The sequence below is a fragment of the Undibacterium hunanense genome, assembly GCF_014284335.1.
Classification (GTDB): Bacteria; Pseudomonadota; Gammaproteobacteria; order Burkholderiales; family Burkholderiaceae_D; genus Undibacterium; species Undibacterium hunanense.
Genome location: NZ_JACOGF010000003.1, coordinates 287,054 through 299,055 on the forward strand (window position 1 = coordinate 287,054; position 12,002 = coordinate 299,055).

Sequence of the window (12,002 nt, forward strand, 5' to 3'; positions counted from 1 at the left end):
GCATGGAAAATAGCATAGAAAACAGCAATAGCCGCCGCATTGAGCACATCATCACCAACGCACAAATCGCTGACCTGCTAACGATAGAAGATGCCATACAGGTCATGCGCAAGGCATTTCCCGGCTTTAGCCAACAAGGCAGCAACCAGGAAAGAGTGCGCATAGACTGTGGCAGCACCAAGCTCAGCATGATGGGTGCCATCATGCCCGGACTGAATGCAGCAGGTGCCAAAGTCTATACCACTGTCAATGGCAAATTCACGTTCGCGATCGTGCTTTTTTCTGCCACAGATGGTACCTTGCTGGCCGTTATGGAAGGCGAAGCCATGACGGAATACCGTACCGCAGCCGTCACTGCACTGGCTGCAGATGCCATGGCGCGAAAAAATGCCACCACCCTCGCCATCTTTGGCACCGGGGTACAGGCACGTGCCCATGTGCCAGCCCTGATGGCAGTACGCGACTTTTCCGAAATATTGGTGTCAGGCATCGCCCAGCCCGAACAATTTGCGCATGAACTGTCCATACGCTACCAACGTCCTTGCCGTGCAGTCAGTGCAGATGAAGCAGCAGCCAGCGCTGACGTGCTGATCACTGCAACCAGGGCAAGCACGCCACTGTTCGACGGTAACTTGCTGAAACCTGGCACTTTTGTTGCCGCGATAGGTTCCAGCAAGCCAGACAGTAGGGAAATCGATGATACCGTCATCAGGCGCGCTGCCCGGATTGTCGTGGAATCGATACCCCAGACAAAAAAGGAAGCCGGTGATTTAATCCTGTGCAATCCGGCTTATCTTGACTGGAACAAGCTCAGCGAACTGGCTGATGTTCTGGCAGCGGCAGCACCCATCAGGCAAGACGATAGCCAGATCATCTTATACAAGGCAGTTGGCATAGGCATGGAAGATGTTGCCATGGCGGAATTTGTGTACAGGCGGCTCAAACAGAAAGTGGGGTCCGGCGCTTAAGTCCAGCATCTAATAATGAGCCAATTTGGTGCAAATTTTTCATTTCTTACCGTTTGGAGGTCAAATCTGACAAGTTCAGGAGTACATATTGAAAAAATTCTTACCTATCGCAACTTGCCACAATGAACAGATCAAACTAAGATTGGGAGTTGGCGATTTCGCCTGCTATAGTTTCGCTTGCTATATTTTGCATTAATCGAATTCTCTCAATGAAAAAAAATCCTGCTCCTCAAGAAGCGAATATTACCGAACCACGTCTGTACAAGGTGGTATCAAGCCGGATTCAAGAACTTATCCGCGAAGAAAACATAGGTGCAGGAGAACGGCTACCACCTGAGCGTGAACTGGCCAGCAAACTGAGCGTCAGCCGGACCTCACTGAGAGAAGGCCTGATCGCACTGGAGTTGGGTGGCATAGTCGAAGTCAGAGGTGGCTCCGGCGTCTATGTATGTGAACAGACCAGTCAGGAAGTCCCGGCGGAACCCGTTGGCCCTGGTCCATTTGAAGTCCTGTCCGCACGTCGTCTGATCGAATCAGAAATTGCCGCGATCGCCGCCAAAATGGCAACGGATTCGGCAATTGATGCCATTTTGCGTACCGTCGTCGAAATGGAAAACAACCACGACAATCGTAATAGCAATGAAATGGCTGATCGCAATTTCCATCTGGCCATTGCCCGCGCTACCGGCAATAGCGCCCTGGAAGGCGTAGTTGAATATCTGTGGAATCAGCGTGGCACCTTATGGCACAAGCTGAAAGAACATTTCCAGACCGAAGAATTGCGCAAGCAAACCCTGATAGACCACCGCAATATCCTGGAAGCCATCGCTTCCCACAATGCCGTTGCCGCACGCCAGGCCATGCGCGCCCACCTTGACAGGGTCACGCGTACGTTCTCACGCGGTTAAGCAAGCTCCATAAAGCTCCATCATCCCTGACAGCACATCAACTGTCAGGGGGCATAGCCTCAATTTGGTCACACTTCGACCACAAATCCACACTCCGCGCATAGACGCACACACACTCCCTTCCGCTCGCTACAAAAATGATGATGCAACATCATTTTAATCTTTGCTTTTTTGGCAAGCACGGTTAAGATTATCAATAAGATAATTCGTCATAGCAAAGACGCGGCCAAAGACTCCACTCCCCAGCCAGCAACCAGCGAAAGGTCAACATGAGTACCGAACAGCAATCCGCCAGGCCGAATATCCTCTTCATCATGGTTGACCAGATGCGTTATCCGCCACACTATCCGGCAGATCCGCTCAATCCGCTGTATCAGATTTTGCGCTTTGAAGAAGCTGATCTGACGGGCAACCCGTATGCAGAACTGTTTCCTGGCTTCGTCAAACTGCGTGAAAATGGTGTATCACTACAAAACCATACCTGTTCCAGCATTGCCTGCGTACCAGGCCGTGCCACCATCATGACGGGGCAATACAGTGCACATAGTGGCGTAACCCAGACCGAAGGCATGTTCAAGGTGGATAGCGATCCGGCCTTTCCCTGGCTGCCACAAGATGGTGTACCCACCATGGGTGACTGGTTCCGCGCAGCGGGTTATGAAACGCATTATTTTGGACGCTGGGATTTATCGAATCCACCGACCGGCAGTCTGGAAAACTGGGGGTTTAGTGACTGGGAATACTCAACCCCATCCGATCAGCACTTTGGCACACCCAACCTGGGTGTGTATCGGGATAAAAGCTATACCGACCTGGTCACTACCTTCCTGCGTCGCAAGGGCCTGGGGGTAGAAGCGAATATGATCAACAGCAACAATCCCACCAATGCCAGCTTCAAGCTGCGCCCCTGGCTGGCAGTGGCGTCCTTTGTCAATCCGCATGATATCGGTGCTTATCCTTTTCCCTGGCAACCGGCTGTAGAGACACCACCAACACCATCTACGCCACCTGCCCTGGGCGATATCATCACGCCTATCTCCCCTTACGGTGCGCCTGTAACGGGTACGATGAGTCAGCCACCGACATATGGCAAAGCCCCGAATCAATTCAAAGCCACCTATCGTGTACCCTTGAATCCTGGCGGTTTCAAGCTGGGCGAAGTGAAACTGCCAGCCAACTGGCGCAGTGATTTATCCAGCAAGCCAGATTGCCAGTATGATTATTCCTATAAATTCCAGCTGGCGCTGACGACTTTGCGTGGCCAGTACGCCGTACTCCCTTCACCCTACCCGTTCAAGATGCAAAGTAATGCAGAAGACTGGTATCGCAACTACCTGGCGTTTTATCTGTATCTGCAATACCTGGTGAATATTGAAGTCAGCACGATACTTGAACGCCTTTATGAGTCCGGCCTTGATCAAAACACCATCGTCGTCTTCACTTCTGATCATGGTGAATTGGCCGGTGCCCACGGCGGTCAGATAGAAAAATGGTTTGGTGCCTACCAGGAAGCCACCCATATTCCCGCCATCATTTCTTCACCACTGGTCAATGCCGACAAAAGCATGCGCACAGTGCAATGCCACACCACCCATGTCGACTGGGTACCCACCTTGCTGGGCCTGGCCGGTTTTGACAAGAACGACAGACAGGCACTGGCGAAGTTCATCCAGGGCCATGACGTCAAACCCCTGGCCGGTGAAGATCTGGCCCCGATTATCCGTGGCGACGCAGAGGCGACAGAACGCAAAGGCGTATTGTTTGTATCCGACGACAATATCACCGCACCGCTGGACACCAATTACCTGCCCGACAAATACCAATGGTATGTAAATATCACCGAAAAACTGACCAGCCCCGATGGCCAACCTACAGAAAGGCAACCACTGACTGCACCAGGCCCGGTGGTGCAACCCAACCACGTACAATCGTATTTCGAAAAACCCTGGAAACTGGTACGTTACTGGGAACCGAAAAATCACACCAACACCCAATGGGAATTGTATAACCTCGACGTTGATGCAAATGAAAACCACAACCTGCTGCACTGGGATAAAGCCACCGGCGCACCGGTACTGCGTCCTGGAGTAATCGCCGAACTCGGCCTTAGCATTGCGCAAACCGAACACGCCCTGCACCATCTGCGCCAGGAACTCAACCACGCCCTGGTCAAGGCTGGTTATACGCCGCAAAATATGCAAGACATGGGCATCGTGGCAGATGGACAGGCGCCAACGACTTAAGCGATTCTGACAGTGTGCTCGCAGTGTGCTTACCCGAAGAGTTAAACCCCTCTCCCTTCAGGGGAGAGGCCGGGGAATAGACGGTAAGACGAAACGGTAAAACGGTATTTTGTCAATCAATCCCCGGCAAACTGCTCAGCCTATCCCAAGCAGTTTGATCAAGGCGAAACTCACTGCTGCCAACACCAGTAAGGACAGAATAACGACCGCCGCAACGCGGCCACCGGCATGCATGACCGAGCGGGCATCGACCCCAAGTCCCAGTGCTGCCATAGACATGATGGTAAAGAAGTTTGCGGCCACGTGTGCTGGCGCAATAGCAGCTTCAGGAATCAACCTCAAAGAACGCAAGCTCATTAACAGCAAAAACCCCACGATGAACCAGGGCACCATATGCGATAGTGAAGGCCGGCGCGCACCTCCGTTTCGCCCCAGCAGTGACAATACCAGCACTACTGGTCCCAGCATCAACACACGCACCAGCTTGACCAGGGTGCCGATATGGACGCTACCCAACGAGACAGCGCCAGTCGCGGCCAATACTTGCGGCACGGCATAGACAGTTAGCCCGGCAAATACGCCAAACTGCAAGGGTGAAAACGACAATACCGATATCAGCAGTGGCAACACCAGCACCACGACAACACCCAACACTGCAGTGAAAGCAATCGCTGCCGCAACATCTTCACCATCAGCATCAATCACTGGAGCAACTGCGGCAATGGCGGAATTGCCACAGATAGAATTGCCACAGGCAATCAAAATAGCCATCTTGCGTGGCAGCCCAAAGCTGCGCCCAATAATAAAACTGAGCATAATTACAATGGCCACAACTGCCGCGATACCGACTATCAGTTCCGCGCCATTTTCAAACAGCGAGCTGGCGCTGACGGTGGCACCCAGCAGCAGCACGGCAATCTCCAGCAATAATTTCGCACCGGCTTGAATGCCAGGCTCGAAACGCGCATCGAGACGATAAAAAGTCCGTATGCCTGTTCCCTGCAGAATCGCCAGGACCAGGCTTTCCAGCCAGGCGCGCCCAAAAACTGCACTTTCCAAACCTTCCAGCGCGTACGCACAGGCAGTGACAAGAGTACACAGTGCCAATCCTGGCAAAGCAGCCCGCAGCACATATAATTTTTGCCTGATCATTTGTCGTTCCCGATACCACGAATTCAATGACGCAATTATCGAGTCGACAGATCATTCTGTCTATTTTACAATTTCGCATAATTCATTAAATAAATTCGAACGATAAAATGACACTGGAACAGTTACGCATCTTCGTAGAAGTCGCCGAACGGCAGCACCTGACTCAGGCAGCGGCCGTGTTGGCGTTAACGCCTTCAGCAGTCAGCGCCTCCATCAAGGTACTGGAAGAGCGCTACGGCACGCCATTGTTCAATCGCGTAGGACGTCGCATTGAGATCAGTGAAGCAGGCCTGGCCTTTCTGGTAGAGGCACGACGTACTCTCGCCAGCGCTCGTGCCGCCGAATTGACGCTGGCCGAACTGGGTGGATTGAAGCGTGGCACGCTGACGATACAGGCCAGCCAGACCATAGCAAGCTATTGGCTTCCCCAATTTTTGGTGCAGTTTCGTCAAACCTACCCGGCAATTGGCCTCAGCATCACTGTAGACAACACCTACAATGTGGCCCAGGCGGTCGCTCAGGGGATTGCCGATCTGGGTTTTGTGGAGGGTGAGATTGATGAACCCGCTCTGTCGGTCGAAACCGTGGGACAAGACCGGCTGTTGACCGTGGTTGCCCCCAATCATCCCTGGGCATCTGGCAAGGCACTGAAGCCAAAAGATCTGATTGCAGCCCAGTGGATACTGCGCGAGGAAGGTTCAGGCACCCGTTCTGCCTTCGAATCCGCACTAGCGTCACAAGGCGTTTCCATCACGACCTTACAGGTCGCACTGTCCCTGCCATCGAATGAGGCAGTACGCTCGGCCATCATGGCAGGCACATTTGCCACCGTCATGTCAGAACTGGTGGTCGCTTCACATCTGCAGGCTGGCTTGCTTGCAAAAGCAAATTTTCAACTGCCAGCACGCAACTTCCAGATGCTCAGACACCAGGAACGCTACAAGAGCAAGGCTTCGATGGCATTGGAACAGTTGATCTGGGCGTCGAGTACCTAGGTTTTATTGATTTGGCGAACTCATGGCGACAAGGCAAATTCCCGCCCCAAAAATTCACTCATCGCATTCACCGTCGGCTCCAGCCAGGGATCAAACAACCAGAAACTGTGCGGCGTATCCGGTAGCAGCACCACTCCCGTTGCTATGCCTAGTGCAGTCATCTTCTGCACCATCTCTTCCCGGCCCAGGCTGAAACGCTTCTGAGCACTGCCGATAAACAGGATGGGAGGCGTATTCTTGCCGACATGGCTGAGCGGAGATGCTTCTTTCCATAATTCTGTTTTCTCGGCATAGGTACCGCCAAACCAGGCACCAGCTGATGATGGCTTCTTGGCAGGGTCATCTTCGTAATGACGTGCCTGTTCCGATGTAAAGTCGGACAAGCCATCGATATTGATAATGGCCTGCACAGCACTGGATACCTGACTGTGCTGTGCCTGCGGATCAAACTTTGGCACGCCATTGGTCACACCCACCAGCGCAGCAATCTGACCGCCTGCCGAACCGCCGGCCACGGCGATATAACCGGAGTCGATGTGGTATTCAGACGCATGTGAACGCATCCAGCGTATTGCCGCCTTCACATCATGTATTGCAGCAGGGTATGGTGCCTCTGCCGACAATCTGTAACTGATGGCAGCCGCGATGTACCCGAGCCCAGCCAGGCGTATGGCCATGGCCGCCAGATTTTCCCTGGACCCTGAACGCCAGCCGCCGCCATGTACCAGCACAATGCCTGGCAAGGCTTTTGCCGGTGTCCGGGCAGGCATGAACAAGTCCAGTTGCAAATCCATGTCACCATAGCTGACATACGAAATATCTTTGATGACTTTGATGGATGCAGGCGCTGTCTGGTTGGCAATCTGTATAAAAGGATAAGTAGCGACCAGCTTTTGGTAAGTGGAGGCAGCCGTATAAACATTATCTGCCGTCACTGGCTTACCCGGGGTAGCACAGGCAAGCAGTAGAATTACAGCACAAAACATGACCAGAATTGATTTCAAGCTCCACTCCCCCGTGTCTGCCTCTTGCAGGCAGGGTAATTTCCCTGTCTACAGGATTACAGTCAGGAATTATCCCATAATCAAATAATAATTGGCTAGTCCACATTGCATTATTGGACAGGCCAATTTAGAATGGTCTGGCCAATTAAAATCACAAAATTCAGGTATCTCATCAAAGAATGAAGAAAATACTTGTGCATGGAGACACCATGATCACGCAGGAGCCTAGGCTCTACCGTATCGTGGCGCAAAAAACAGCAGAATTTATCCGGGATATATGTATCCGGGTAGTCGCACGTCGCCTGCTAGCAAGCACCCATACCTGGCTACAACATAAAAAACCGCGAAAGCCCAGAAAGCCGGGCGCAATTCCCGGCACTTCCCTCCCAGCACTCTTTTTCTTTGACAAGCCAGCGTCATGCCCAGGCGAACAAATCCGGACCAGCAATTTCCCTATATATTAAATAATACCTATCATCTAACATCATTATCCCTGACAGGCCAACATGAAATTCAGCTCTTTTCTTATTAAAACGCTCGCAGCATCCCTGCTACTTTCTACCACGGCTTATGCAGAAGGACCTTACCGTAACAGAGACAACAAGGACCTGAAAGATGTCGGCGAAGGGACTTATCCCATCCCTTACCAAAAGCCTGACGTTGCCGAAATCACTGAAGCATTAAACCGCGTGCGTACCTATATGGATGCGGTCACCCCTACCCGTGTGGTGTTGAAGGGTAGCGGTACGGAAGTGACCGACTTCAGCAAACCAGTCGCCGATGCCATTTTTGAACCGGCCAAGGGTGACTTTGGCATCATGGTGTATGAAATGGGCGTGGTCCATGCCGGCTTGCTGAAAGCAGCAGAAGTGACGGGTGACAAGAAATTCACTGCAATGACTGAACGTCATTTACAGTTCTTCTCCAAAACCATGCCTTACTTTGATGCCCAGGAAAAGCAATTCCACCTGGAGCGCGCCAACAGCTTTGCCCGTTTCCTCGACCCGCGCTCGCTGGATGACAGTGGTTCCATGTGCGCAGCGCTGATCAGAGCGCGCTTTGCCAATGTCGGACCCGACATGTCGAACATGATCAAGGTCTGTAGCAATTTCGTCTCCAAACAACAGTACAGGCTGGCTGACGGCACTCTGGCCAGAAAACGTCCACAGGCATCTTCATTGTGGGCTGACGATATGTATATGGGTGTACCGGCACTGGCAGAAATGGGCCATCTGACCAAGGACCACGCCTATTTTGATGATGCTGTCAAAAACGTCCTGCAAATGTCTGCCTACATGTTCAACAAGCAGGCTGGCATCTATACCCATGGCTGGAACGCCAACAACCCGGATGCGCCTCGTTTTTACTGGGCGCGTGCCAACGGCTGGGCAGTGATGACCATGTCTGATCTGCTGGATGTATTGCCAAAAGATCACCCAGGTTACAGCAAGGTACTGAGCCAGTTGCGCCTCACCTTGCGCGGTATCGCAGAGTTGCAATCCGGCCAGGGTCTGTGGCACCAGATGCTGGACCGAAATGATTCTTACCTTGAAACCTCAGCCAGCGCCATGTTTGTGTATGTGATTGCGCATGCCATCAACCAGAACTGGATCAGCCCGACCACCTATGGCTCCATCGCCCAGGCCGGCTGGACTGCCTTGTCCACCCGCATCAATGCCAAGGGCCAGGTTGAAGGCACTTGCGTAGGCACGACCTTCGCCAGCGATCATGTGTATTACTACAACCGCCCTACCAGCGTGGATGCGCTGCATGGTTACGGCCCGATGTTGCTGGCAGGTGCTGAAATGATCAAATTGTTGAAAAATCCATCTATTGAAATTCAGCACAAAGTGCGCACGTACCACTATCTGCCTGCTGGCAACAGCAAAACGGATTATCGTGAACACCCATAATCTTGCAATCACACTATGGAATCCAAACCTATGAAACAGAATTTAAAGCAGACTCTGCGTCTTCTTGCCATTCCACTTGCCATGCTTGCTGCCGGTCTGGCCAGCGCTGCAGATAAACTGACGATACAGGTCAGTCATGATCTGAATGCAGCACGTCCATCGGAAACCATCACCCTGCCCTGGTCAGAAGTCAACAAGGCCTTGCCCGGTGCGCTGATACAGAGAATCGCCGTCAAGGATGCCAAGGGTAAAGTATTGGCACACCAGGTAACCAATATTGCCCCCCTGTCGAAAGACCCCAAGGGAGAAGGTATCGCTTATGGTGAACTGATTTTTCAATATGACTTTGCCCCGGGTGAAAAACAGGCCGTGTTCAGCGTAGAAAAAATCGATACCCTGGTACCGGTATTTGAATCCAAGGCATATGGACGCTACATCCCCGAAAGGCTGGATGACTTCGCCTGGGAAAATGACAAAATCGGCCACCGCACCTATGGACCGGCACTGGAAGCCCCAGCGCCTCCGGGCAGCAACAAGGAAGTCTTGCGCAGTAGCGGGCTGGACATCTGGTTCAAGCGCGTGCCCTACTCCATCGTTGATCGCTGGTACAACAAAGGCCATGACCATTACCACAAGGACGAAGGTGAAGGCATGGACATGTACAACGTCGGCAGGTCACGCGGTTGCGGCGGCACCGGCATCTGGGATGGTCAGACCCTGTACACCAGCGCCAACTACTCCACCTGGAAAGTGATCGCCAATGGCCCGGTACGCACGGTATTTGAACTGTCCTACAGCAACTGGGATGCGGCTGGCGTCAAGGTATCCGAAGTCAAACGTTTCACTGTCGATGCCGGCCATTATTTCGACCAGATAGAAAGTACCTTCACGTTCGCCGGACCGGCGCAATTGAAAGTCGCCCTGGGCCTGAATAAAACGCCGACCGACAAAGGTCAGAACCCTGTCATCAAACTGGCTAAAAATCAATCGAATCCATCCCTGACGCAATGGGTAGATCAATCCAGCAATGGTTCTATCGGCACTGCTATCATATTGCCGAATGCCGAAGGCTATGCCGAAGATAAGCTGAATGACATGATACTGGCGACGGTTTCATCGGACAAACCATTACGCTATTATGTAGGCGCTGCCTGGGACAGAGCCAGCCCTTACAACAGCGATGAAAAATGGCAAGCCTATGTCAAGGAAACAGCAGAAAGAATGCAACATCCTATCAAGATAAGCATAGGCAAGTCCTGATAACAGCGTAGCTGACATGCCCGGTAGCGAATTGCTCGCTACCGGGCATTTTCATTTGTTTCAACGTTTGTTTCGCTTGCCCGGAAGATCAAAGATCAAGCTATTTACGTTTGCGTGGCTGCGGATAGATGCCAGATCTGGGTTCCATGTTATCCATGCCCCACTCAGCGTCAACAAAGGGCGCATGTACTTCATTTTGTTTGGGATAGCCACTGACTTCATTTTCATCGTTGATGATTTTGCCCTGACCTTCAGCGACGAAATATAAAACACGGGTATCATCTGCATCCCTGTCCCAGGGCCTGGCACCAGCATATTGCAGCAAATATTTTTCTACATCATGTGAAGGCATGACAGCAATGCCGGCAGGCCAGGCAACCGGCTCGCTCATGCTGATCAGTTTGGCCTGGGTTTCGCCATACCGCCCAAACAGTGGCAAAGGCATACCATATTTGTCAACCGCCGTATTGTCTTTGGCATAGTATTCAAGATCACCATCACCACCCAGTGTCATGAAAGGCAGCTTGCCTTTGGTCGACAGGCCGCCCCGCATGACATTGCCAACCGCACTCAACTGCCCATTCTGATAAGCATGTGTGCCCCACTCCAGTGCCATCAGGTTGTAATGAATTGCCCGCCGCCCCGGATCATAGATCAGGTTATTGATGACAGAACCACGCACGCCACCCTTGAACAAGGGATTGCGTTCTACATTGTGGGCAAAGATGTTGCGATAAAAAAGAATATTGGTGACATTGTCATGCACCAGTGAACCCTTGGAATGCTCTCCCTTGGAATGACTGGCCTCCGCCAGCCCCTCCGCCGCCAGGTTATAAGAAAAGGTGACGTTGTAACTGGTCCCCTTGCGCCATTCTTCTGGTGTATTGCCGTTAAAGCGCGGGCCGGATGCTGACATGTTTTCATCTATCGCCCAGCTAAAACTGCAATGATCGACGATGACATCGTGGGCTGATGAAGTTGAGAATGCATCTTCTTCCCAGCCGCTGCGTTTGGGTTGTCCGTCAACACCGGTACGCACACGCAGATGCCGGATGATGGCATCGTGACCGCGCACAATCAGGCCACCACGAATAATCGTGATACCCGGCGACGGTGCCGTCTGCCCAGCGATCGTGATAAAAGGTTCGCGTATGGTCAATGTTGAGCGCTTCAGGTCAATCACACCACCCACTTCAAACACCACGATGCGTGGCCCAGCAGTTTCTATCGCTTCCTTCAGGGACCCCGGTCCATCGGCATTCAGATTCGTCACCCGGATAATTTTGCCGCCACGCCCACCCGGCGTTTGTGCAGCCCAGCCAACCGCACCAGGGAAGCTTGCATGTGCAGTATCTACCACTGCCGCTACTTGCGGCGCAGCCTGGGCCTGTAATGACTGCAGACTGATGAGACAGGCAAGCGCAAGACAGCCAAGCGCAATAAAGCGACGAACAGTACTGCAAGCATTGCTACAAATAGCATTAGAAATAAGTCTGGACATGAATTGTCGGTATCCAATAAGGGTAAATCAATCACTGATAAACGTAAAACAGACTTGC

The 12,002-nt window shown here is 52.2% G+C and carries 9 protein-coding genes; 6 read left to right on the forward strand and 3 right to left on the reverse strand.

The genetic code is table 11. The annotated features are described in order from the left end of the window. The first annotated feature begins 2 nt into the window (after window positions 1-2). The 3 genes from H8L32_RS07320 to H8L32_RS07330 all read left to right on the forward strand — a co-directional run bounded on the left by H8L32_RS07320 (window position 3) and on the right by H8L32_RS07330 (window position 4,119). Window positions 3-968, forward strand: a complete 966-nt coding sequence (locus tag H8L32_RS07320; protein ID WP_186946511.1) for an ornithine cyclodeaminase family protein — start codon at window positions 3-5, stop codon at window positions 966-968. A 209-nt stretch (window positions 969-1,177) separates the two neighbouring features. Next, a complete protein-coding gene (locus H8L32_RS07325; RefSeq protein WP_186946512.1) occupies window positions 1,178-1,876 on the forward strand; it encodes a FadR/GntR family transcriptional regulator in 699 nt (232 codons plus the stop codon). A 269-nt stretch (window positions 1,877-2,145) separates the two neighbouring features. After that, a complete protein-coding gene (locus H8L32_RS07330; RefSeq protein WP_186946513.1) occupies window positions 2,146-4,119 on the forward strand; it encodes a sulfatase-like hydrolase/transferase in 1,974 nt (657 codons plus the stop codon). A 135-nt stretch (window positions 4,120-4,254) separates the two neighbouring features. Here the strand turns inward: H8L32_RS07330 and H8L32_RS07335 are convergent, their stop codons facing one another. Next, window positions 4,255-5,271 carry a YeiH family protein gene (locus tag H8L32_RS07335; RefSeq protein WP_186946514.1) on the reverse strand — a complete coding sequence of 339 codons (1,017 nt, stop codon included), beginning with the start codon at window positions 5,269-5,271 and terminating at the stop codon, window positions 4,255-4,257. Between the two features lie 107 nt (window positions 5,272-5,378). Here H8L32_RS07335 and H8L32_RS07340 point away from each other — a divergent pair, with 107 nt between their 5' ends. Further along, on the forward strand, window positions 5,379-6,266 hold the full coding sequence (locus tag H8L32_RS07340; RefSeq protein WP_186946515.1) for a LysR family transcriptional regulator: 888 nt from the start codon (window positions 5,379-5,381) through the stop codon (window positions 6,264-6,266). 20 nt (window positions 6,267-6,286) lie between these two features. Here H8L32_RS07340 and H8L32_RS07345 read toward each other — a convergent pair whose 3' ends face one another. Then, a complete protein-coding gene (locus H8L32_RS07345; protein ID WP_222619268.1) occupies window positions 6,287-7,270 on the reverse strand; it encodes an alpha/beta hydrolase in 984 nt (327 codons plus the stop codon). A gap of 506 nt (window positions 7,271-7,776) precedes the next feature. Here H8L32_RS07345 and H8L32_RS07350 point away from each other — a divergent pair. After that, a complete protein-coding gene (locus H8L32_RS07350) occupies window positions 7,777-9,183 on the forward strand; it encodes a glycoside hydrolase family 88/105 protein (RefSeq protein WP_186946516.1) in 1,407 nt (468 codons plus the stop codon). A gap of 30 nt (window positions 9,184-9,213) precedes the next feature. Continuing rightward, on the forward strand, window positions 9,214-10,443 hold the full coding sequence (locus H8L32_RS07355; protein ID WP_186946517.1) for a DUF4861 family protein: 1,230 nt from the start codon (window positions 9,214-9,216) through the stop codon (window positions 10,441-10,443). A gap of 100 nt (window positions 10,444-10,543) precedes the next feature. Here the strand turns inward: H8L32_RS07355 and H8L32_RS07360 are convergent, their stop codons facing one another. Next, on the reverse strand, window positions 10,544-11,944 hold the full coding sequence (locus tag H8L32_RS07360; RefSeq protein ID WP_186946518.1) for a pectate lyase family protein: 1,401 nt from the start codon (window positions 11,942-11,944) through the stop codon (window positions 10,544-10,546). Window positions 11,945-12,002: the final 58 nt, after the last annotated feature.